This window comes from Nocardiopsis sp. LOL_012 (assembly GCF_048060475.1).
In the GTDB taxonomy this organism is placed as follows: domain Bacteria; phylum Actinomycetota; class Actinomycetes; order Streptosporangiales; family Streptosporangiaceae; genus Nocardiopsis.
This window is the reverse complement of sequence record NZ_JBHMIV010000014.1, coordinates 44,845-67,666: the sequence shown is the minus strand read 5'-3', so window position 1 is coordinate 67,666 and position 22,822 is coordinate 44,845. Positions and strand designations below refer to the sequence as shown.

16 protein-coding genes and 2 riboswitches are annotated in these 22,822 nt (G+C 74.7%); of the genes, 3 read left to right on the top strand and 13 right to left on the bottom strand.

All coding sequences use genetic code 11. The features are described 5' to 3' along the window. Positions 1-45 precede the first annotated feature (45 nt). From ACFHWE_RS11410 to ACFHWE_RS11390, 5 genes are all read right to left on the bottom strand, one after another. Positions 46-837, bottom strand: coding sequence for an MBL fold metallo-hydrolase (locus ACFHWE_RS11410; RefSeq protein ID WP_416600957.1), 792 nt, complete (start codon positions 835-837; stop codon positions 46-48). A gap of 240 nt (positions 838-1,077) precedes the next feature. Further along, positions 1,078-2,034, bottom strand: coding sequence for a cobalamin biosynthesis protein (locus ACFHWE_RS11405; protein ID WP_416600955.1), 957 nt, complete (start codon positions 2,032-2,034; stop codon positions 1,078-1,080). Beyond that, positions 2,016-4,436: a cobyrinate a,c-diamide synthase gene (locus ACFHWE_RS11400; protein WP_416601037.1), complete on the bottom strand. Its 2,421-nt coding sequence runs from the start codon at positions 4,434-4,436 to the stop codon at positions 2,016-2,018. The genes ACFHWE_RS11405 and ACFHWE_RS11400 overlap by 19 nt, the downstream gene beginning before the upstream one ends. Positions 4,437-4,453: 17 nt before the next feature. After that, complete coding sequence (cobO, locus tag ACFHWE_RS11395) at positions 4,454-5,068, bottom strand: cob(I)yrinic acid a,c-diamide adenosyltransferase (protein WP_416600954.1); 615 nt, start codon at positions 5,066-5,068, stop codon at positions 4,454-4,456. Continuing rightward, positions 5,068-7,146: a VWA domain-containing protein gene (locus ACFHWE_RS11390; protein ID WP_416600952.1), complete on the bottom strand. Its 2,079-nt coding sequence runs from the start codon at positions 7,144-7,146 to the stop codon at positions 5,068-5,070. Before ACFHWE_RS11390 ends, cobO begins: the two co-directional genes overlap by 1 nt. Positions 7,147-7,173: 27 nt before the next feature. After that, positions 7,174-7,349: riboswitch (cobalamin riboswitch) on the bottom strand. Positions 7,350-7,365: 16 nt separating this feature from the next. On the opposite strand from ACFHWE_RS11390, the gene cbiE reads away from it, so the two are divergent. Then, positions 7,366-8,604 carry a precorrin-6y C5,15-methyltransferase (decarboxylating) subunit CbiE gene (cbiE, locus tag ACFHWE_RS11385; protein ID WP_416600950.1) on the top strand — a complete coding sequence of 413 codons (1,239 nt, stop codon included), beginning with the start codon at positions 7,366-7,368 and terminating at the stop codon, positions 8,602-8,604. 67 nt (positions 8,605-8,671) lie between these two features. Here cbiE and ACFHWE_RS11380 read toward each other — a convergent pair whose 3' ends face one another. The 5 genes from ACFHWE_RS11380 to ACFHWE_RS11360 form a co-directional block, all read right to left on the bottom strand. Then, positions 8,672-9,424, bottom strand: a complete 753-nt coding sequence (locus ACFHWE_RS11380; protein WP_416600948.1) for a cobalt-precorrin-4/precorrin-4 C(11)-methyltransferase — start codon at positions 9,422-9,424, stop codon at positions 8,672-8,674. After that, on the bottom strand, positions 9,409-10,920 hold the full coding sequence (locus ACFHWE_RS11375; protein ID WP_416600946.1) for a precorrin-2 C(20)-methyltransferase: 1,512 nt from the start codon (positions 10,918-10,920) through the stop codon (positions 9,409-9,411). The genes ACFHWE_RS11380 and ACFHWE_RS11375 overlap by 16 nt, the downstream gene beginning before the upstream one ends. Next, positions 10,917-11,582 carry a precorrin-8X methylmutase gene (locus tag ACFHWE_RS11370; protein WP_416600944.1) on the bottom strand — a complete coding sequence of 222 codons (666 nt, stop codon included), beginning with the start codon at positions 11,580-11,582 and terminating at the stop codon, positions 10,917-10,919. Before ACFHWE_RS11370 ends, ACFHWE_RS11375 begins: the two co-directional genes overlap by 4 nt. Continuing rightward, positions 11,579-12,463: a nitrite reductase gene (locus tag ACFHWE_RS11365; RefSeq protein WP_416600942.1), complete on the bottom strand. Its 885-nt coding sequence runs from the start codon at positions 12,461-12,463 to the stop codon at positions 11,579-11,581. Before ACFHWE_RS11365 ends, ACFHWE_RS11370 begins: the two co-directional genes overlap by 4 nt. 54 nt (positions 12,464-12,517) lie before the next feature. Then, positions 12,518-12,727, bottom strand: a riboswitch (cobalamin riboswitch). 69 nt (positions 12,728-12,796) lie between these two features. Beyond that, positions 12,797-13,744: a siderophore-interacting protein gene (locus ACFHWE_RS11360; protein WP_416600940.1), complete on the bottom strand. Its 948-nt coding sequence runs from the start codon at positions 13,742-13,744 to the stop codon at positions 12,797-12,799. A gap of 175 nt (positions 13,745-13,919) precedes the next feature. Here ACFHWE_RS11360 and ACFHWE_RS11355 point away from each other — a divergent pair, with 175 nt between their 5' ends. Continuing rightward, positions 13,920-15,131 carry a cytochrome P450 gene (locus tag ACFHWE_RS11355; RefSeq protein WP_416600938.1) on the top strand — a complete coding sequence of 404 codons (1,212 nt, stop codon included), beginning with the start codon at positions 13,920-13,922 and terminating at the stop codon, positions 15,129-15,131. 548 nt (positions 15,132-15,679) lie between these two features. After that, positions 15,680-18,703: a glycosyl hydrolase gene (locus tag ACFHWE_RS11350; protein WP_416600936.1), complete on the top strand. Its 3,024-nt coding sequence runs from the start codon at positions 15,680-15,682 to the stop codon at positions 18,701-18,703. Between the two features lie 129 nt (positions 18,704-18,832). On the opposite strand, the gene eda is transcribed toward ACFHWE_RS11350, so the two are convergent. The 3 genes from eda to zwf are packed head-to-tail and all read right to left on the bottom strand — an operon-like array spanning position 18,833 to position 22,817. Beyond that, on the bottom strand, positions 18,833-19,471 hold the full coding sequence (gene eda, locus ACFHWE_RS11345; RefSeq protein WP_416600934.1) for a bifunctional 4-hydroxy-2-oxoglutarate aldolase/2-dehydro-3-deoxy-phosphogluconate aldolase: 639 nt from the start codon (positions 19,469-19,471) through the stop codon (positions 18,833-18,835). 32 nt (positions 19,472-19,503) lie between these two features. Then, positions 19,504-21,339 (bottom strand): phosphogluconate dehydratase, encoded by a 1,836-nt coding sequence (edd, locus tag ACFHWE_RS11340; protein ID WP_416600932.1) that lies wholly within the window; start codon positions 21,337-21,339, stop codon positions 19,504-19,506. Continuing rightward, on the bottom strand, positions 21,336-22,817 hold the full coding sequence (gene zwf, locus ACFHWE_RS11335) for a glucose-6-phosphate dehydrogenase (RefSeq protein ID WP_416600930.1): 1,482 nt from the start codon (positions 22,815-22,817) through the stop codon (positions 21,336-21,338). The genes edd and zwf overlap by 4 nt, the downstream gene beginning before the upstream one ends. Between the last annotated feature and the right edge of the window lie 5 nt (positions 22,818-22,822).

The window sequence follows — 22,822 nt, the reverse complement described above, 5'->3', positions numbered from 1 at the left end:
CGGGGCCGCGCCGGGGCGCTGGGCCTCGGCGCGGCCAAATCCGGTTCAGCCGCGCTGTCCCCAGTCGAGGAGGTCGGCCAGGCCCGCGGCGGTGAAGGCCGCGACCAGGTCGTCCCGGCCCTCGGTGAAGTGGGCCCAGCCCTCGTAGTGGACGGGGACCACGCGCCGGGCGCCGAGGACACGTGCCGCCTCGGCCGCCTGGGCGCTGTCGAGGACGAGGGTGCTGCCGCCGAAGATCTCGGGGAAGCGCGGTGCGCCGGCGAACAGCAGGGCGGTGTCCACGGGGGCGAAGCGTTCGGCGATCCGCTCGACCGCGTCGACACTGGCGTTGTCACCACTGACGTAGACGGTGGGCAGGCCCTCGCCGGTCAGGACGAAGCCGACGACCTGGCCGGTGAACGGTTCGACCTCCTCGCGGGGGCCGGGGCCGTGGATGGCGGGGACGGCGGTCACGGTGACGGTCCCTCCCCCGGGGCGGTCCAGTTCGGTGCTCTCCCAGTCGGCCAGGCCCCGGGCCGTGCCGCCGAGGCGCTTGCCACCGCCGGTCGTGGTCAGGGTGAGGGGGACGTCGGCGAGCAGTGCGCGGCCGGAGGTGTCGAGGTTGTCGGGGTGCTCGTCGTGGGAGAGCAGCACGGCGTCGACTCGGCCGAGGTCGGCGGGGGCGCCCGCGGCGGGGGCGGTCTTGGTCAGGGTCGGCCCGGCGGCGGCGTTCTGGTCGCCGGGGGAGTCGAAGGTCGGGTCGGTCAGGAAGCGCAGGCCGCCGTAGTCGAAGAGGGCGGTCGGCCCGCCGAAGACGCGGACGGGGAACTGCGCGGTGGTGGTGCCGGTCGCGGACATGAGCACATACCTCACGGATAGAAGATTGTTTATCCGTGATGCACTCTAGGCCCACCTCACGAATAGAAGCAAGTTCTTCCGTGAGAAACCCCCGTGGCCCACCGCGAACAGCGGGCCAGGGGGGCGAAACCGGTGCTCAGCCGAAGGTTGCCCGTTGGGTTGCCCACTAGAGCTAGTGGGCAACCCGGCACCCAGGTCTGATCAGCGCCGGAGAAGGGCGCCGGGGCCGCGCCGCACCCGTCAGGCCCGGCGGCGATCGGCCAGGGCGGCGACGGCCGCCGCCGTGAGCGCGGCGCCCAGCCCCACCCGGCGGGCCAGCGCGGTGACGCGCCCGATGTCGGCGGGCGCGGCCTGGCGCCCCTCACCCATGACCGGGCGGTGCTCGATCCGCGCGCCGTACCGGTTGGTACCGCCCAGGCGGAGGCCCAGGGCGCCCGCGAAGGCCGCCTCCACCACCCCGGCGTTGGGGCTGGGGTGGGCACCGGCGTCGCGGCGCCACGCCCGCAGGGCGGCGCGCGCCCGCCCCGGTGCGGCCAACGCCGCCCACGCGCCCGCCAGGCGCGCACCCGGCACGTTGAGCACGTCGTCCATGCGCGCGGACGCCCAACCGAAACGGGCGTAGCGGGCACTGCGGTGCCCGACCATGGCGTCGAGGGTGTTGGCGGCACGGTAGGCCAGCAGCCCGGGTGCTCCGGCGAGCGCCCCCCAGACCAGCGGAGCGACCACCGCGTCGGAGGTGTTCTCGGCCACCGACTCCACGACGGCCCGCGCCACCTGCGCAGAGTCCAGCGCACTCGTGTCGCGCCCCACCAGGGAGCGCAGCCGCCCGCGCGCGGCGGGCAGGTCGCCGGCGGCGAGCAGGGTGTGCACCGCCTCGGCCTCCCGCTCCAGCGATCGCCCGCCGAGCACGGTCCAGGTCGCCAGGGCGGTGACCGCCACCCGCGCGGCCGGGTGGCGGGCGCCCACCCGCTCCAGGGCGGCGCCCAACCCGGCGGCGGCGCCCACCAGGAGGGCGGTGTGGGCGGCGCCGCGCCCATGCGCGTCGGCGTACAGGCGCCGTTCCACCGCCGCCGCTACGGCGCCGAACCCGGCCACCGGGTGAAACCGGCGGGGGTCGCCCAGCAGCCGGTCGGTCCCGTACCCCAGCAGGAGGCCCGCGGCGCGGGCACCGCGGGCGTTCAGACGCGGTCGGCGCACGGCCGTCCCTCCCGGGTCAGGGCATCGAGCAGGAGGCGGACGGTCTCCGGGGGGCGCACGGCCACGCGCACCCAGGAGGCGTCCAGCCCGGGGAAGGTGTCGGCCCGCCGCGCCGCGACGCCCCGGGCGCGCAGGCGGGCGTGGGCGCCCTCGCCCGCACGCACGAGGACGAACGGCGCCCGCGAGGGCGTGAAGGGCAGCCCCGCCGCGCGCAGCCCGGATTCGAGGAAGGCGCGCCAGCCCTCCAGGGTCCGCGCGCGCTCTAGTGCCTCGGCCTCCGCCCGCCCGTCCGTGCAGGCGACGGTGGCGGCCAGAGCCGGGGTCGACACCGACCACGGCGTCTGCGCGCGTGCCATCCCGGCGATCACCGCCGCGTCTCCGACGGCGTACCCGGCGCGGATGCCCGGGATCGACCAGTGCTTGGTGAGGCTGCGCAGCACCACCAGCCCCTCGGCGCGCTCACCGGCCAGCGACTCCGGCTCGCCCGGCACGGCGTCCATGAACGCCTCGTCGACGGCCACCACCCGCCCCGGGCGGCACAGCCGCCGCAGCGCCTCGGCCGGGTGCAGGACGCCGGTGGGGTTGGTCGGGTTGCCGACCACCACCAGGTCGGCGTCCTCGGGCACGGCCCCGGGGTCGAACGCGAACCCGTCCCCGGCGGCGCAGAACACGGGGGTGACGGTGTGCCCGGCCTGTTCCAGTGCGGCGTGCGGCTCGGTGAACTGGGGATGCACCACGACCGGCCGGCGCCAGGGCCGCAGCCGCGCGAGCAGGGTGAACGCCTCCGCGGCGCCCGCCGTCGGCAGCGCCTCGGCGCTTTCGCGGCCGTGGCGGCGGGCGACCGCGTCGCAGGCCGGGGCGGGGTCGGGGTAGGCGTCGATGCCCGCCAGGCTCTCGTGCAGAACCCGATCCAGCCAGGCGGGGCGCGGCCCGGCGTAGACGTTGACGGCGAAGTCCAGCAGGCCGCCGCGCGCCTCGGTGTCGCCGTGGTGGCGCAACGGTTCGGCGACCGGCTCCGGGGGGTCCGCGAGGGTGCCGGGCGGGCGGCTCGCGGCGCGGAGCGGAGCCGTGGCGGGACGGGCCGCGCTCGCCCGGGCCGCGTCGGCGAACCGGCCGGCGAACCGGGGGTGCCCGGCCCAGTGGACGTGCAGGTAGGAGGCGTGCAGGGTCGGTGAGGCGAACCCCTCCGGCCCGCCGTCGATGTCCCACGCCTGGCCGCCCACGGTGGAGCCGGGGGTGAGGCGGGTGCGGTGGAACTCGTGGCCGGTCGCCTGCTCCCCCGCCCGGGTGAGCAGGGTGTCGCGGGGCGCGACCGCCTCGGGGTAGCGCAGCGTGAGGCGCTCGGTCATCCGGGCGTCGGCGGGAACGGCCCCGGCCATGGGGGCGCCGTCGAGGGAGCGCGCCAGGTAGAGCAGCCCGGCGCACTCGGCGACCGTGGGCACCCCCTCGGCCACGGCCTCCCCCAGTTCGTTCAGCAGGCCCCGGTTGGCGGACAGGCGGCCGGCGTACACCTCCGGGAAGCCGCCGCCCAGGTAGACGCCCCGGGTCCCGGCGGGCAGTTCCGTGTCGGTGAGCGGGTCGAAGCCGGCCACCTCGCACCCGGCGGCGGTGAGCAGCTCCTCGGTCTCGGGGTAGCGGAAGGTGAAGGCCCGGCCGCCCGCCACGGCCACCACCGGCCGGTCCCGTCCCGGGGCCGCCCCCAGTTCCCGAACCGGGTCCCAGGGCCGGGCGTCCAGATCGGGCGCGGAGCGGGCCAGGTCGAGCAGCGCGCCCAGGTCCACCTGCTCGGCGACGCGCTCGCCGAGCCGCCGGACCACCTCCACGGATTCGGAGCGCTCGGCCGCCGGGACCAGCCCCAGGTGCCGGGACGGACGGGAGATCCCCTCGTCGCGGCCCACCACGCCGAGGACGGGCAGGCGTATGGAGCGGACGATCTCGGCGGTGTTGCGCTCCGAGCCCGCCTTGTTGAGGATCACGCCCGCCACCCGGGCCCCCGGGTCGTAGGCGGCCATACCCGCCACCAGCGCGCCCACCGACCGCGACATGCGGGACACGTCCACCACCAGCACCACCGGGGTGCGGGTCAGCGCGGCCACGTGCGCCGACGAGGCGAACCCGCCGGTGCCGATCCGCCCGTCGTGCAGGCCCATCACCCCCTCCACGACCGCGACGTCGGCGCCGCGCGCCCCGTGCAGCAGCAGCGGCGCCACCCGGCCCTCCCCCACCAGGTGCGGGTCCAGGTTGCGGCCGGGCCGCCCGGTGGCCAGCGCGTGGTAGCCGGGGTCGATGTAGTCGGGCCCCACCTTGTGGCCGCTCACCACGTACCCGGCATCGCGCAGCGCCGCCATGATCCCGGTGGCGACGGTGGTCTTGCCCTGCCCGGTCATGGGTGCGGCGACCATCAGCCGGGGCAGGGGTGTCACCACTCGATCCCCCGCTGCCCCTTCCGTCCTGCGTCCATGGGGTGCTTGACCTTGGCCATCTCCGTGACCAGGTCGGCGGCCTCCACCAGGCGCGGGTGTGCGCGGCGGCCGGTGATCACCACGTGCTGGCGGCCGGGGCGCCCGGCGAGCGCGGACACCACGTCCTCGACGTCGATCCACCCCCAGTCCAGGGGGTAGGTGAACTCGTCGAGGATGAGCAGGTCGTGCGTCTGGTCGGCCAAGCGGCGCTTGATCTCCGCCCAGCCCTCGGCGGCAGCGGCGGCGTGGTCCTCGGCGCTGCCCTCCTTGCGGATCCACGACCAGCCCGAACCCATCTTGTGCCACTCCACGGGACCGCCCTCGCCGGTCTCCTCGTGCAGGCGGCCCAGGCGCTCCAGGACAGTCTGCTCGCCAATGCGCCACTTCGCCGACTTGACGAACTGGAACACCCCGATCCGCCAGCCCTGGTTCCAGCCGCGCAGCGCGAGGCCGAACGCGGCGGTCGACTTGCCCTTGCCGTCTCCGGTGTGCACGGCCAGCAGCGGCTGGTGGCGGCGCTGGCGGGTCGTGAGCCCGTCGTCGGGGATCACGTTCGGTCGTCCCTGGGGCATCAGGCGGCCCTCTCTCGTACGGCGCCGCCCAGCGCGGCGGCGCTGACGTCGCGGACGGGCATGTGCTCAGCGCCTAGGTGGGCGGCCAGGCGTGCGGCCAGTCCCAGGCGCAGCGGTCCGGACTCGCCGTCGACCACGACCGTGGTGACGCCCAGTCCGGCGACGTGGTCGGCGGCCTTCAGCGCACGGCCGACGGCCCCCTTCCCCCCGGTGGCGCGGCCGTCGGTGACCACCACCAGGAGCGGGCGCAGCCTCGGGTCGCGCAGCCGCTCGCGGCGCAGGACCCGGGCCGCCTCCAGCAGGCCCTCCGCGATCGGTGTGCGCCCCCCGGCTGGCAGGTCGTCCAGGCGGGCGGCGGCGATGTCCACCGACCGGGTGGGCGGCAGCGCGAGTTCGGCAGCCTCGCCCCGGAAGGTGACCAGGCCGACCTTGTCGCGTCGCCGGTAGGCGTCCAGGAGCAGGGAGAGGATGGCGGTCTTCACCTCGCCCATGCGCTTGCGCGCCGCCATGGAGCCGGAGGCGTCCACGCAGAACAGGACGAGGTTGCTCTCCTGGCCCTCGCGGACCGCCACGCGCAGGTCGGCGGGTTCGAAGCGCAGGCGGCCGCCACTGCGGGGCCGGGACGCGGCGGCCCGCACGGTCTCGACCATGTGCAGGGTGTCTCCGGGGCCCCGGCCGAGCGGGGCGGCACCGATCCTGCGTCCGCGCACGCCCACGGCGCGGCTGCGCCTGCCATCGGCCCCCTCTCCGGAGCCCCGCACGGTCAGCAGCCGGGTCCGGTAGGGGGCGGCGGCCCTGGCGACGGGCGCGCCGACCGCCGGGCCGGGTGCCGGGGCGTCGTCGCCGGAGCGGTCGCCCCGGGGCTCGGGTTCGGGGGCCTCCTCGGACACGGGCGGCTCCGGGTCCCCGGGCGCGTCCGTGCCCGAGGAGCCGGGTGCGGCGTCGGGATCACGGGGGCCCGTCTCGTCGGTGCCGGTGGGACCGTCGGTCCCCGAGTGGTCGCCGCCGTCCGTGCCGTCCGGTTCCGGCGGGTCGGGCGGCAGCTCCTCGTCGCCCAGCACCCGGTCGAGGAGGTCCTCGTCGAGGCCGGGGGCGTCGAAGGGGTTGCGTCGGCGCCGGTGCGGCAGGGAGAGCAGCGCGGCCCGGCGGATGTCGGCCCGGGTGACCGAGTCGCGCCCCGCCCAGGCCGCGTGCGCCATCGCCGTGCGCGCGGTGACGATGTCGGCCCGCAGCCCGTCCACCTCGAAGGCCGCGCACACCTCGGAGACCTTCAGCAGCGCGGCCTCCGACAGCCGCACCCGGGCGAGCCGGCCGCGGGCGGCGGCCACGCGCGCGGAGAGGGACCCCTCCGCCGTGCGGTAGCGCTCGGTGAAGGCGGCGGGGTCGGCGTCGTAGGCCATGCGGCGGCGCACCACCTCCACCCGGACGGCGGGGTCGGCGGGGGCGGCCACGTCCACGGCGAGCCCGAACCGGTCGAGCAGCTGCGGGCGCAGCTCGCCCTCCTCGGGGTTCATCGTGCCGATGAGCAGGAACCGGGCGGCGTGCTCCACGGAGAAGCCGTCGCGCTCCACGGTCGCCCGGCCGGTGGCGGCGGCGTCCAGGAGGAGGTCGACGAGGTGGTCGTGGAGCAGGTTGACCTCGTCCACGTAGAGGATGCCGCGGTGGGCCCTGGCCAGCAGCCCGGGTTCGTAGGCGACCCTGCCGTGGGTGAGCGCCTGCTCCAGGTGCAGGGAGCCCAGTACCCGGTCCTCGGTGGCGCCCACGGGCAGTTCGACCAGGCGCACCGGGCGGCTCTCCACGGGGGTCCCGGGTTCGAAGGGGCCGTCCGGGGAGCGCTGGCCGGGGTCCGCGGGGTCCACGGAGAACCGGTCGCCCCGGTAGACGTCCACGGGTGGCAGGAGCGAGGACAGGCCCCGCACCGCCGTGGACTTGGCCGTGCCCTTCTCTCCGCGCACCAGCACGCCGCCGATCTCCGGGGAGACGCTGGTGAGGACGAGGGAGAGGCCGAGGTCGTCGAGGGGTTCGTCGTCGCAGCCGACGATCGCGGAGAAGGGGTAGTGCGAAGACCGCAATGGCATGTGGAGGCTCCCGCTCGTTGCGCCATCGTTCAAGGACGGACGCGAGGCCGGTCTTCGGACTTGCCGGATCCCCTGTTCAAAGGGGCCCGGTTCACCGCAGCGGGCCTGTGCCGGAATCTCACCGGTCTTCCCAGATTCTCCCCTCCCGCCCTTCCCACCGTTTCCGATGGCCGGGCTGTCGGGGCACCTCGCGCCTGTGGCAACGATAACGTCAGGGGCATGTCGGACAAGACGCCCCCTTCTCCCGGAACCGGGATCACCGTCATCGGCATCGGCGCGGACGGCTGGCCGGGCCTGCCGGGGCGGCTGCGCGAGGCCGTCATGGCCGCGAAGACGGTGCTGGGCGGGCGCCGGCACTTGGCGCTGCTGCCGGACCGCCCCGGGCAGCGCCGCGAGGTGTGGCCCTCCCCCCTGCGCGAGCGGCTGCCGGACCTGCTCGCCTCCCTCGACGACGCCCCCGTGGTGGCGCTCGCCTCCGGCGACCCGCTGGTGTCCGGGATCGGCGCCACCCTGATCGACCTGCTGGGGCCGGACGCCGTGCGGATCGAACCCGCGGTGTCCTCGGTCGCCCTGGCCCGCGCCCGGATGGGCTGGCCCGCCGAACGATGCACCGTGGTGACCCTGGTCGGCCGCGACCCCCGGCGGCTGCTGCGCCACCTAGACCCCGGGCACCGCGTCCTGGTGCTCTCCTCCGACGCCCGCACCCCGGCGGCGGCCGCCGCCCTGCTGGCCGGGGCGGGCTACGGGACCACCCTCATGACCGTGCTGGGCGACCTGGGCTCGGACGCGGAGTCACGGCTGGCGGCCACCGCCGACCGCTGGCTGTCGGACCCGCCCGGGACGGTGCCCGCACTGAACGTCCTGGCCCTGGAACTCCTCGGCCCGCCCGGCCACGGCCTGGTGCCGGGACTGCCCGACGACGCCTTCGAGAGCGACGGGCAGCTCACCCGGCGGGACCTGCGCGCCTCGGCCCTGGCCCGGCTGGCGCCCGCGCCCGGGCAGCACCTGTGGGACGTGGGGGCGGGCGCGGGTTCGGTGGGGATCGAGTGGATGCGCACCCACCCGGCCTGCACCGCCACCGCCGTGGAGGCCGACGCCGAGCGGGCCGAGCGGATCGTGCGCAACGCGGGCCGCCTCGGCGTGCCCGGCCTGACCGTGGTCACCGGCCGCGCCCCAGCGGTGCTGGCCGGGCTGCGCGCGCCCGACGCGGTGTTCGTGGGCGGCGGGGCGACCCGGCCGGGCGTGCTGGACGCCTGTCTGGGGGCGCTGCGCCGGGGTGGCCGGATCGCGGTGCACGGGGTGACGGTGGAGACCGAGCGCCTGCTCGCCGACGCCCACCGGTCCCACGGCGGGGAGCTGACCCGCATCGCCGTGGAGACCGCCGCCCCCCTCGGGGGCTTCACCGGGTGGACACCGGCGCGCACCGTCACCCAGTGGTCCCTCACCAAACCAGCGTGATCTTGCCACCAGAACAGGAAAACGGCCCTGACCCTGCACTGGTAGCAAGATCACGCGATGGTCCCGGCTACCTCGGGCGGGAGGGGTCGTACAGGTAGGACTCCCCTCCCCCCTCGGGGTCGAGCGCCCGGCCCACGAGGATCACCGCCGCTTGGCGCAGCCCGGCCTCCTCGACCGCGTCGGCGATCGTGGCCACGGTGCCGCGCAGCACCGCCTCGCCCGGCTGGCTGGCCCGGTACACCACCACCACCGGGCAGTCGGCGCCGTACTCCGGCTCGATCTCCGCCATGAGTTCGCGCACCCGCCGGATGGCCAGGTGCAGCACCAGGGTGGCCCGGGTGGCGGCGAACGCGGCCAGCGACTCGGTGTCGGGCATGGCGGTCGAGCGGGCGCGGGTACGGGTCAGCACCACCGACTGGGCCACCAGCGGCACGGTCAGCTCCCGGCCCGCCAGCGCCGACGCGGCCGCGTAGGCGGGCACCCCCGGAGTGACGTCCCACGGCACGCCCGCCGCGTCCAGGCGCCGGGTCTGCTCGGCCAGCGCCGAGTACAGCGACGGGTCGCCCGAGGTGAGCCGGACGGTGTCCCGGCCCGCGCCGTGCGCCTCCACCAGGTGGGCGGTGATGCGGTCCAGGTCCAGGCCCTGGGTGTCCACCAGTTCGGCGCCGGGCGCGCAGTGGGTGAGCACCCGCGAGTCCAGGTAGGTGCCGGGGTAGAGCACGGTGTCCGCCTCGGCGAGCATCCGCGTGGCGCGGACGGTGAGCAGGTCGGCGGCGCCGGGGCCCGCCCCCACGAAGTGCACGGTCACGGCTGCACCCACCTCGGTGTCCAGACGCGGCCCGTCGCGGAGACGCGGGTGCCGGACGCGCCGACGATGAGCAGGCAGCGCATGTCGATCGCGGCCGGGTCGAGCTTCTCCAGCGTGGTCACCTCCAGGGACTCGCCGTCGCGGCCGATGGAACGGCCCACCACGACCACGGTGCCGGGGTCGCGGTGCTCCAGCAGGATCCTGCGGGCCGCGCGGATCTGCTCAGTGCGGGAGCGGGAGGCCGGGTTGTAGACGGCCAGGGCGAGGTCGGCCTCGGCGACGGCGCGCAGCCGCCGCTCCACCACCTCCCACGGTTTGAGCCGGTCCGACAGGCTCACCACCGCGAAGTCGCCGCCGACGGGGGCGCCCGCGCGCGCGGCCACGGCCTGCACGGCGCTGACGCCGGGCAGCACCCGGACCGGCACGTCCCGGTAGGCGGGGTCCTCGGCCGCCTCGAACACGGCGGTGGCCATGCCGAACACCCCGGCGTCCCCGCCGGAGACCACGGCGACGCGCTCACCGTTCTTGGCCAGGTCGAGGGCGAGGCGGGCGCGCTGGAGTTCGACGGTGTTGCCGGAGGCGTGCCGGGTGAGACCGGGGCGCTGGGGCACACGTTCGACGTAGCGGCCGTAGCCCACCACGTGGTCCACCTCGTCGAGCGCGGCGGACGCCTCGGGGGTGAGCCAGCCCTCAGGCCCCGGCCCCAGGCCGACCACCAGCAGTTCGGCGGCCGGACCGGCCGGTTCCGGCGGCGGCGTGGCCTGGGTGGCCTCGCGGGAGCGGGTGCCGTTGCGGCTGTCACCGGTGACCAGGATCAGGGAGAAGTAGGGCACCGTGGCCGGGTCGACCCCGGCGACCGGGAGCCGCCGCTCCCCGCTCATGGAGGCGCGCTCCACGTACACCGCGTGCTCCAGCCGCCCTGCGGCGGCCAAGGCGCGGCGCACGGCGGGGAAGGTGCGGCCCAGCTTCATGATGACGGCGGCGTCGGTGTCGGCCAGGCGGCGGGCCAGTTCCGCCTCGGGCAGGGTGCCGGGCAGCACGGTGAGCACGTCGGTCTGCCGGGCCAGCGGCGACTCGGCGACGGCCGTGGCGGCGGCGAACGCCGGGACACCGGGCACGATCCGGGTCTCGTAGCGCTGTGAGAGCCGGTCGTGCATGTACATGTACGACCCGTAGAACAGGGGGTCGCCCTCCGAGAGCAGGACGACGTCGCGCCCGGCGTCCAGGTGGGCGGCCAGCCGCGCGGCGGACTCGGTGTAGAAGTCGGCGAGGGCGCCCTCGTAGCCGCCGGGGTGGTCGGTGGTGCCGGTGGTCACCGGGTAGGTGAGCCGCTCCTCCACCGCCGCACGCGGGATGAGGTCGGCGGCGGCACGGCGGGCGTTGGACTCCTTGCCGACACCCGCGTGGTAGGCGACGACGTCGGCTCCGGAGATGAGCCGGGCGGCCTTGAGGGTGATGAGCTCGGGGTCTCCGGGGCCGACCCCGACACCGTGGAAGCGGCCGGTCACTCCTCCTCCTTGGCGAGTGCGTTCAGGGCCGAGGCGGCCATGGCGGAGCCGCCCCGGCGTCCGTGGGCGGTCACGTAGGGGATGTCGGCGCCGTGGCGGTCGGCGAACTCGGCGAGCGCCCGTTTGGACTCGGCGGCGCCGATGAAGCCGACCGGGCAGCCCACGATCGCGGCCGGGCGCGGCGCGCCGTCCGCCAGCATCTCCAACAGGTGGAAGAGGGCGGTGGGCGCGTTGCCGACGGCGACCACCGCGCCGTGCAGCAGCGGCTCCCACAGGGAGACCGCGGCGGCGCTGCGTGTGGTGCCCCACTCCCGGGCGAGGCCGGGCACCCGCGGGTCGCCGAGCAGGCACAGCACCTCGTTGTCCCGTGGCAGACGGGCGGCGGTCACACCGGAGGCCACCATCGTGGCGTCGCACAGGATGGGCGCACCGGAGCGGAGGGCGGCGCGCGCGGCGGACACCAGGCCGGGGTGGATGTCCAGGTCGTCGGCGAGGTCCACCTGTCCGGTGCCGTGGATCATGCGCACGGCGAGGCGCTCGGCGTCGGCGGGCAGGTGGGCGAGGCGGGCCTCGCGCCGAATGGTGGCGAAGGAGTCGGTGTAGATGGCGGGCCCGTCGTCGACGTAGTCGTAGCGCCGGGTCGGCCGCGTCGGGCCGGTCATCGGGCCTCCCCGGGAACCACGACGCCGCGCCAGGGCGTGACGACGAGGGCGTCGGCCCCAACCGCGTCCGCCTCGTCGGCGAGGGCGTCGGCGGCGGCCCGGTCCAGTCCCTCGGCGGGCACGGGCACGTGCCGTCCGCCGCCGGGCAGCGGGCCGTGCGGCAGCGGCGGCGCGGGGGCGGGCAGCCTCGGATCCGCGGTGACCGGTGCGGCCAGGGGCGCGGGGAGTTCGGCGACGTGCCAGGGTGCGGTGGGACCGGTGCCGCGCCGGGCCAGGAAGGCATCGACCAGCCCGGTGAGCGCGTCCGCGGCCCCGTCGAGCCGGACCCGGGGGCCGTGGTGCTCTCCGATCCGCAGTTGCGCGGTCTCCGCGTCCAGGGCGGTCAGGCCGAGGTCGCAGGGGCGTTCGGCCAGGTCGCCGCGGCCGTCGTCGAGGACGAACAGGAAGCGTCCGGGGAGGGCGGCGCGGGTCGGCTCCGAGCACAGCGCCCGGTCCAGGGCGGCGGCGACGGGGCGCAGGTCGGCCCGGCCACCGGTGAGGCCGGTGCACGGGGAGGCCATGATGTTGCGGACCAGTTCGTGGGCGGGCGAGGGCAGCAGCCCGGTCTCCCCGATCGCCCGGAGCACCCCGGGTTCCAGTGTCCCGTCCCGGCCGGGCAGGGCGCGCAGTTGTACGTTGGCGCGGCCGGTGGCGTGGATCCGCCCGTCGCCGAACCGCTGTGCCACGGCGGCCAGGGCGCGCAGCGACGGGGCGGGGATCCGGCCGCCGACCAGCCGGAGCCGGACGAGCAGCCCGTCGTCGGCGGTCCAGGGCCGCAGCGCGCCGGGGCAGCGGTCGCGGCGGGTACGGGCGGCGGACGGCGGCGAGTCCGTCGGCGGCATGGCGTCCTTCGGGGTCAGGGACCCGGTGCGCGGGGTCCGCGGTCGACCTGGCGGCCGGTCACCGCCAGTGCCAGCAGGTCTTCGGACTCGGGATCGACCGGTGCGGGGCGCCTTCCCGGGGCGTGTGCCCCAGTGGCCGCCGCCGGGGACCGCGTCCCCAGGGCCTGCTCCGCCCGTCACCCTCACCGCTGCGCGTCAGTCCCGGATTCACACCGGGTTCCCTGCTCCATATGGTGGAGTTCGACTGGCGTCACGAGCGTACCGCGTCCTTTTTCTACCTTTTCCGGCTGGTCCGCGCTCCGGCCGGGCCGTCGACCGGGGTCGGCGCGGGCGTCAGTCCCGGTCCTCCGTGCGGCGCCCGATACGCCAGTAGGCGCAGAACTGGACGCGTCCCTTGGGCACGCCGGCCTTCAGGGCGATGGCGCGCGCCGCCAGAACGAACGACGCCTCACCGACGATGTACACCCCCGTCTCCGGGGTGATGGCGGCCGAACTCAGGTGCTCCAGCGCGCGCCCGCCCACGTCCTCGCCGGGGCCGCGCACCAGCCACACCGGGTCGGCGTCGGCCAGGGGGCGGCGGTCGGCGGGGTCGGGGACCTCCAGCACGTACTCGGCGGGCGCTCCGGCGAGGGAGCGGGCGATGCCCTCCACCCCGGGCAGGCCGCTCTCGTCCGCCACCACCAGGACGGGTCCGGTGTGGTCGTCCATGTTGAACAGGCGGCCCTGGTCGAGCAGGCCCACCGGGTCGCCGGGCCGGGCGGCCAGAGCCCAGCGGGCGGCCGTACCCTCGACCTCGCCGGTGGCGGGCGAGCGGTGGACGACGAAGTCCACGTCCACCTCCCAGGCGCGGCCCGCCCTGCGGACCTCGCGCATGGTGTAGTTGCGCACGACGGGCCGCCGCTCCCCGTCGATCTTCAGCAGCCGCGAGTACCAGCCTTCCGCCGGGCCGAAGGGCAGGTCCAGGGAGCCGTCGGGGGCGGGCAGGAACAGGCGGAACCAGTGGTCGTGGCCGAGGGGCTCGAACTCCTCCTCGAAGCCGTCGCCGGTACTGAGCAGGGTGACGCGGGCGAAGCCCGGCGAGGGCCGGGAGACGTCCGCGACGGCGAAGGTGCGGACGGCGGCGCGACGGGGCGGGTGGCGGCGAGCTGCTGGGCCACGGTGCCTCCTGCGACGGGGGCGGGTCGGGGTCGGGGCCGTGTCGTCCGCGGCAGGCCCGCGAAAGCGACAGTGAGGCGAGTCTAACCTTACTTGACACCAGGCCCCCGAACGGGCGCGGCCCATCCCCTGACCTGGATCCCGTGTACCCCATGGAGAAAAGTCCGCGTACTCATGTGGACCATTCGAATACTGCGGGTTATATTCGCGGTGTCTCATCCGGCCGGTCCCGCGTCCTTCCGCCGTCCCTGCCCCCTTCGGCGCCCCCGACCACGGCACACCGCCCCCCGAGGAGACCCTGATGGGCCAGCACGAGCAGGCACTCGACTACCCGATCCCGTCCGACTCGGCACTGGAGCCGCCGCAGGAGTGGTCCCGCCTCCGCCAGGAGTGCCCGGTGGCCCGCGTGCGACTGCCCAGCGGCGACGAGGCCCGACTGGTGACCCGCTACGAGGACGTCAGGGACGTGCTCGCCGACCCCCGTTTCAGCCGCGTGCTCGACGCCGAGGACGCGGCCCGGCTGACCGACTCCGAATCGGGCGGACTGTTCGGCGGTGAGATGGCCACGGTGCTGCCCAGCTCCGGGGAGGCGCACCAGCGGTGGCGGCGCCTGATCAGCAAGTGGTTCACCACCAAGCGCATGAACGCGCTGCGCCCGGAGATCGAGCGCATGGCCGACGGGCTCGTCGACGCGATGGTCGAGCAGGGGCCGCCCGCCGACCTCAGAGCGGGCCTGGGCTTCCCGCTGCCGGTGTTCGTCATCTGCGACATGCTGGGCGTGCCCGCCGAGGACCGCGACCGCTTCTCCACCTGGTCGGACATGCTGCTCAACCTCACCCGCTACAGCGGCGCGGAGTCGGAGACGGCCCAGGCCGAGTTCTTCACGTACATGTCCGCGCACATCGCCGCCAAGCGCTCCGAACCGGGCGAGGACATCATCAGCGCGCTGATCGAGGAGGCCGGCGAGCAGGGCCGCCTCTCCGACATGGAGCTCGTCGTCACGGGCGTCGGCCTCCTCGTCGCCGGCCACGAGACCACGGCCAACATGATCGGCAAGATGGCCTCCATGCTGCTGGCCGACCGGTCCCGGTGGGAGCGGCTGCTGGAGGACCGCTCCCTCGTCCGGACCGCCGTCGAGGAGTGCCTGCGCATGGACGCCAACTCCGGCATCGGCCTGCCCCGCTACCTTTCCGAGGAGACCGAGATCGCCGGTACCGTCCTGCCGCGCGGCACCACCGTGATGTGCAACATGGGCGCCGCCAACCGCGACTCCGGCGCCTTCGACTCCGCCGACGAGATGGACCTGGAGCGCAGGCCCAACCCCCACCTGGCCTTCGGTGCGGGGGCGCACTCCTGCGTGGGGCAGTCCCTGGCCCGCGCCGAACTCCAGGTGGTGCTGGAGGTGCTGCTGCGCAGACTGCCCACACTGGAGCTGGCCGTACCCGCCGACGAACTCAGGCGGGTGGAGGGCCTGGTCGTCGGCGGTCTGAACGAGGTCCCCGTCCGCTGGTGACCTCCGCCGCGCCCTCCCGTGCCGAGCCCCGCTCGCGGCGCGGGAGGGCGTACGGCGGCCAGCCGCCGATCACGTACGGGTCCTCGCGGGGCAGGCCCCCCTCCAGGGGCGGTTCGCCCACCGGGACGTAGCGGCCGGCCGCTTCCCCGCCGCGTTCGGGACTGTAGTGGAGGGTGCCCGCGCCCGCGCGGACCGTGTGGAGGCCGCGCGACCGCGTTCGCGCCCCAGGCGTTGTACGGAGCCCCGCCCGTCCACGGGACGGCGCGCTCCGCGGCCGGGGCTGCGCGCAGCCGGAGGCAGGGAAGTGAAACGTTCTTACTTTCCGGCAGTACCCACACGCTCATACACACACAGTGACACCACTGTTCATAGGATCGATACGGGGAGACCTCCAGATTTCCGCACGGATGCATTGATCCCATGAGCCATCTGTTGGTAACTTCACTGAAACGTTTTAAGAGACGGCCGTCACAGGCCGCACGTGTGCGCACACCCCTGCCCCGTCCCCTGGCGTTCCCCACCCCAGCGAGCGCAGCAAAGGAAGTCCCATGCACGACACACCGTCCGCGGAACACCCCCGCAGCGGCTTCACCCCCTCCCGCCGCCTATTCCTGGGCATGAGCGCCGCCGCGGGCACGGCGGCCGCACTGTCCACCACCGTCGGCGCTCCCGCGGCCTCGGCCTCCCCGCGCTCCTTCGCCGGCGCCTTCCCCGACCCGTCGGCCGCCGCCCGAGCCAAGTTCCGCTGGTGGTGGCCACACGGCCTGGTCGACCCGCAGGAGGTGGCCCGCGAGATCGACCAGGCCGCCGACGCCGGATTCGGCGGCATGGAGGTGGCCGACGTCCACCACAGCGCCGAGGAGGACCTCGACCCCGCCGGACACGGCTGGGGCACCCTCCCCTGGCGCGAGGCCCTGACGACCGCCCTGGCCCAGGCCGAGAAGCGCGGCATCGTCGTCGACATCACCATCGGCCCCTCCTGGCCCGCCGCGGTGCCCACCATCACCCCTCAGGACGAGGCGGCCGTGCGCGAACTCGCCCACGGCGTGCGCTACCTCGCCTCCGGTGAGGAGGTCTCCGGTGCCCTCCCCGAACCCGAGGTCGCACCGGAGCACGGGGTGGAGGCCCGCACGCTCGTGGCGGTGCAGGCGGTGCGCCTGGCCGACGGCGCCTCACCCGGCGACCGGCGCTGCAAGCTCAAGGCCGACACCCTCCAGGACCTGACCTCCTCCGTCGAGGGCGAGGAGCTCACCTGGACCGCGCCGGGCGAGGGCGACGGTTCCACCTGGGCGCTCTTCGCCTACTGGGAGCGCGGTTCGGGCCAGCGCCCCGAGGCCGGGCCGCACACCGAACCCGTCAGCTACGTCGTCGACCACTTCAGCAGCGCGGGCGCGCAGGCGGTCATCGACTTCTGGGAGGAGAACATCCTCACCTCCCGGATCCGCCGCCTCCTCCGGGGGTCGGCGGGCGGCGCGATCTTCGAGGACTCCATCGAGATGGAGACCGAGGCCACGCTGTGGACCCGCGACCTGCCCGCGGCCTTCGAGAGCCACAACGGGTACGACCCGATGCCCTACCTGCCGGTCCTGGTGCGCGTGGACGAGGACCAGGTCTTCAGCTTCGACCCCGACACCGACCGCCGGGTGCTCAACGACTTCAACGACCTGCTCTCCCAGCTCTACATCGACCACCACATCACCCCCATCCAGGACTGGGCGCACAGCCTGGGCATGGGCTACCGGATCCAGCCCTACGGCCTCCAGACCGACGCCGTGGCCAAGGCCGCCGTGGTCGACAACGCTGAGGGCGAGTCCCTGGGCTTCAAGAACCTCGACGACTTCCGCTCCCTGGCCGGCGGCCGCGACCTGGCCGGGAAGAAGATCCTGAGCAGCGAGGCCGGAGCGGTCTACGGCGGCTCCTACAGCACCACGTGGGAGCAGACCGTGCGCACCATCGCGCGCGAGTACGCCGCCGGGGTGAACATGGCGGTCCTGCACGGGTTCTCCTACGCCGACGCCCCCGGCGCCCAGTGGCCGGGCTTCGCCGCCTTCACCCCCTACAACGGCGGGGTCGGCTACAGCGAGTCCTGGGGGCCGCGCCACCCCACCTGGCAGCACGTGTCCGACGTCTCCGGGTTCTTCGCGCGCGCCCAGCACACGCTCCAGACGGGCACCCCGAAGATCGACATGGCCTTCCTGCGCCAGAAGGGCTACGCCGGTTCGGGCTTCGGCGCCGCCTACTTCACCAAGGAGGGCGTGCGCAAGGGCTGGACGCACCAGTTCGTCAGCCCGCGCCTGCTCCGCATCACCGACCCCGAGGTGAAGGACGGGCGCCTGGCGCCCGACGGCCCCGCCTACAGCCTGATGGTCTTCGAGGGCGACGCCTTCAGCGGCCGGATTCCGACCATGGAGCTGGAGACCGCACAGCGCCTGGTGGGCTACGCACGAGCCGGGCTGAAGATCCTCGTCGTCGGCGACTGGAGCTCACCTCAGCAGCCCGGCAACGACCAGGGTTCCGCCGAGGAGCTGTCCCAGGCCATGGCGGAACTGCTCGCCGAGCCCACCGTGCACCGCGTGGACAGCCGCGACGACATCCCCGCCGGGCTGGAGGCCCTGGGCGCACGGCCCGCCGTCTCCTACTCCGAGGACTCCCCGCTGCTGCACCTGCGGCGCCGGGACGACGACCTGGACCTGTACTACTTCACCAACGGCTCCGACTCCGAGACGGTCGACCACAAGGTGACCCTGCCCACCGGCGTCCGCGACGCCTACCCCTTCGAGCTGGACCTGTGGAGCGGGCGGGTCGACCCCCTTCCCGTGCACACCAGCGGCGACGGGACCGTCGAGGTCGGCGTGCGCCTGGCCCCGGGGGCCTCGACGGTCATCGCCCTGGCCCGGCCCTCGTGGTCGGTCAAGCACGGGAACTCCGGGCAGGCCATGCCGCCGGGACAGCTCAAGAAGCTGCGCCTGTCCGGCACCGACGCCGACGCCGTGCGCGTGGACGGCAGGAAGACCCTGGTCCGGGCCTCCGCACCGGGCACCTACACCACCACCTATGAGAGCGGGCGCACCGCCACCACCGCGATCGACAGCGTCGGCGACCCCGTCGACCTCACCTCGTGGGAACTGGAGGTGGAGGACTGGCAGCCGGGCGGCTCGGCCACCGAGACCGACGTGGTCCTGCACGAGCGGGCCCTGACCTCCCTGGCACCCTGGAAGGACATCGCGGGCCTGGCCGACACTTCCGGTATCGGCCGCTACACCACCACCGTCGACCTGGGCGAGGGATGGACCGGCGGCCACGGCGCCTACCTGGACCTGGGCCGGGTGAGCGACACCTTCCGGGTGACGGTCAACGGCACGGACCTGCCGCCCTGCGACCAACTGGACCCGGTGGTCGACATCGGCCCCTGGCTCCGGAACGGCTCCAACACGATCACGGTCGAGGTGGCCACCACCCTGATCAACCGGATGCGGGCCTTCCGCCCCGACGTCTACGGCCCCGTGCGGCGGCAGGACTACGGCCTGCTGGGCCCGGTGCGGCTGCTGCCCTACGGCCAGGCCGAGCTGTGACCGGGACCCGTCCGGGAGGCGTGGGGAGCGCCTCCCGGACGGGTCCTCCGAGTGCGGCCCCCGAGGGCCGGCACTCAGAGACGACGGGCGCCCCTCCCGGAGCGGAGGGGCGCCCGTCCCGTGTCAGGGTCAGCGCTCCAGGGACGCCGCCTCACGGGCCAGGGCGGTGACCGCGTCCCAGTCCCCGGCAGCCACGAGGCCGGCGGGGGCCAGCCAACTACCGCCCACGCACCCCACGTTGGGCAGAGCCAGGTAGGTCGGCGCCGAGGCTGGGGTGATCCCCCCGGTCGGGCAGAACCGCACCTGCGGCAGGGGGCCGCCCAGCGACTTCAGGAACGGGACGCCGCCCGCCGCCTCGGCCGGGAAGAACTTCATCTCGGTGATCCCGCGCTCCAGCAGCGCCAGCGCCTCGGACACCGTGGCCACGCCGGGCAGGAACGGCAGGCCGGTGTCGATCATGGCCGTCGCCAGGTCCGGCGTGCACCCGGGACTGACCAGGAAGCGCGCCCCGGCCTTGGCCGCGGCCTCCGCCTGCTCGGCGGTGGCCACCGTGCCCGCGCCCACCACGGCGTCGGGCACCTCCGCGGCGATCCGCTCGATCGCGCTCAGTGCGGCGGGGGTGCGCAGCGTCACCTCGACGCCGGGGACCCCGCCCGCCACCAGTGCCCGGGCCAGCGGTACGGCGGCCTCCGCGTCCGAGAGCACCACCACGGGCAGGACCGGGGCGAGACCGAGCACGTCGGCACCGGATCGGGGGATCGTCGTCATGTGTACGTCTCCAAAGTCGGTGGAATCGTGGTTCACAGGCCGAAGACGCCGGCGCCGGTCTCGGCCGGGCCGACCGCGCCCCGCATGGCGGCGAACAGCTCACGGCCGGTTCCGGTCGACGAGTCCACGCTCGGCCGCGCGGCCTCGCGGCCTTCGAGGTCGGCCAGCACCTCCAGGGTCCCCTTCACCGCGTCCAGCCGGATGGGGTCGCCGTCGCGCACGAAGGCGAGCGGACCGCCCGCCTCGGCCTCCGGGGAGACGTGGATGGCGGCGGGCACCTTGCCGGAGGCCCCCGACATCCGGCCGTCTGTCACCAGGGCGACCTTCTGGCCCTGGTCCTGGAGCACCCCGAGCTGGGGCGTCAGCTTGTGCAGTTCGGGCATGCCGTTGGCACGCGGACCCTGGAAGCGGACCACGGCCACGAAGTCACCGGTCAGCTCACCGGCGGAGAAGGCCGCCAGGAGCTCGGACTGGTCGGCGAAGACCCGGGCGGGCGCCTCCACGACGTGGCGCTCGGGGGCGACCGCCGACACCTTGATGACCGCGCGGCCCAGGTTGCCCGAGAGCATGCGCAGGCCGCCGTCAGCGGCGAAGGGCTCCTCCACACCGCGCAGGACGGTCGTGTCGGCGCTCTCCTTGGGCCCGTCCCCCCAGGTCAGCGACTTGCCCTCCAGGCGCGGGGTCTGCCGGTAGGCGCCGAGCCCCTCACCGAACACGGTGCGTACGTCCTCGTGGAGCAGGCCCGCGTCCAGGAGGCTCCCGATCAGGTAGGCCATGCCGCCCACCTCGTGGAACCGGTTCACGTCCGCGGAGCCGTTGGGGTACATCCGGGTGAGCAGCGGCACCACCTCGGACAGCGCGGCGAAGTCGTCCCAGGTCAACTGGATCCCGGCCGCGCGGGCGATGGCCACCAGGTGCAGGGTGTGGTTGGTGGAGCCGCCGGTGGCCAGCAGCGCGACCACGGCGTTGACGATCGCCCGCTCGTCGATCTGCTCGCCGACCGGGGTGTGGTTCTCGCCCAGGGCGGTGTTGGCGAGGACGCGCCGACCGGCCTCGGCGGTGAGCGCCTCGCGCAGCGGTGTGCCCGGCTGCTCGAAGCTGGCGCCGGGCAGATGCAGGCCCATGACCTCCATGAGCATCTGGTTGGAGTTGGCGGTGCCGTAGAAGGTGCAGGTGCCGGGCGAGTGGTAGGCGGCGGACTCGGCCTGGAGGAGCTCCTTGCGCCCCACCTTGCCCTGCGCGAACTCCTGGCGCACGCGTGCCTTGTCCTTGTTGGGCAGGCCCGAGGGCATCGGACCGGCGGGCACGAACGCCACGGGCAGGTGGCCGAAGGAGAGCGCGCCGATGAGCAGGCCGGGGACGATCTTGTCGCACACGCCGAGCATCAGGGCGCCGTCGAACATGTCGTGCGAGAGGGCAACGGCGGTGGCCATCGCGATGACGTCCCTGCTGAACAGGGACAACTCCATTCCGGCCCGGCCCTGGGTGACGCCGTCGCACATGGCGGGGACGCCGCCCGCGAACTGGCCGACGCCGCCCGCCTCGGCCAGGGCCGCCTTGATGACGGCCGGGTAGGACTCCAGCGGCTGGTGCGCCGAGAGCATGTCGTTGTAGGCGGAGACGATCGCCACGTTGGGGGTGACGTTCCCGGACAGCGCCTTCTTCTCAGGGATGGCGCAGGCCGCGAACCCGTGCGCGAGGTTGGCGCATCCGAGCGCTCCGCGCGCGGGGCCCTCACTGATCGCCGCGCGGATCCTCTCCAGGTAGGCGGCCCGGGTGTCGGCGCTGCGCTCCGCCAGGCGCCGGGTGACGTCGTCGACGACCCGGTGGACGGCGCCGGACGTGCTGGTGTCGGTGTTCGCGGTCATCGGGACTGCTCCTCTTCGTACCATGTCCGGCCGGTGCGACCGATGAGTCGGTGTGCGCCGACGGGCCCGGGGCTGCCGGCCGGATAGGTCTCGGGGCTCGTGTGCAGGCCGTTCCAGGCCTCGATGATGGGGTCCACCCAGCGCCAGGCGGCCTCGACCTCGTCTCGGCGCATGAAGAGGGTGGAGTCCCCCGCCAGCACATCCGCCAGCAACCGCTCGTAGGCCTCGGGAGCGCGGTTGGCGAAGGTGTCGGCGAAACTCAGTTCCAGCGGGACGGGGCGCAGTCGCAGCGCCCCCGCGCCGGGGGTCTTGGCGAGCATGGTGAGGTGGATGCCCTCGTCCGGCTGGAGGCGGATGACGAGGCTGGCCGCCCCCGGCGGGGTCTCGATGCCCGGGAAGATCGTGTGCGGGACGTCGCGGAAGCGGATGACGATCTCCGAGCGGTCGCGCGCCAGGCGCTTGCCGGTCCGCAGGTAGAAGGGGACGCCGGCCCACCGCCAGTTGGCGATCTCGGCGCGCAGGGCCACGTAGGTCTCGGCGGTGGCACCGGGCGCTCCGCCCGGTTCGTCGAGGTAGCCCGACACCTCGGTGCCGTGGATCCGCCCGGGCGCGTACTGCCCTCGGACGGTGTCCTGGGCGACGAGGTCGCCGCTCAGGGGGCGCAGCGACTGGAGGACCTTGAGCTTCTCGTCGCGGACGGCCTCGCGGTCGTAGCTGGAGGGCGGCTCCATGGCCGTCAGGCACAGCAGTTGGAGCAGGTGGTTCTGGACCATGTCGCGCATGGCGCCGGAGGTGTCGTAGTAGCCGCGCCGACCGCCGACGCCGACGGTCTCGGCGGCGGTGATCTGGACGTGGTCGATCCAGCGGGAGTTCCACAGGGGTTCGAGGAAGACGTTGGCGAACCGTAGGACCAGCAGGTTCTGCACCGTCTCCTTCCCCAGGTAGTGGTCGATCCGGTAGGTCTGCTCCTCGCTGAAGACGGCGCCGACGGCGTCGTTGACCTCCTGCGAGGAGGCCAGGTCGCGGCCGAGGGGCTTCTCCATGACGACCCTGGATCCGGGGGTGACCAGTCCGGCGTCGCTCAGGCCCCGGCAGATCGGTCCGGAGATCATCGGCGGGACGGCGAGGTAGAAGACGCGGTCGCGGCCGGTGCCGAGGGTGTCTGCCAAGTCGGACCACCCGGCGAGGTCCCCGCCCACGTCGACGGTCACGTGCGAGAGGCGGGTGAGGAAACGGTGGAGGACGTCGGGTTCGGCGACCTGGACCGCCTGGTGTCCGCGGACCGCGGCGGCGGCCTTGCCGCGCAGGTCGGCGTCGGTGAGGCCGTCGCGGGAGACGGTGACCACGCGGGTCCCGCCGTCCAGGTGGCCGTCGCGGTCGAGCAGGTAGAGGGAGGGCAGGAGTTTACGCATGGACAGGTCGCCGGTGCCCCCGAAGACCACCAGGTCTGTGGGGCCGGATGCGGACTGCTGCGACATTTCGT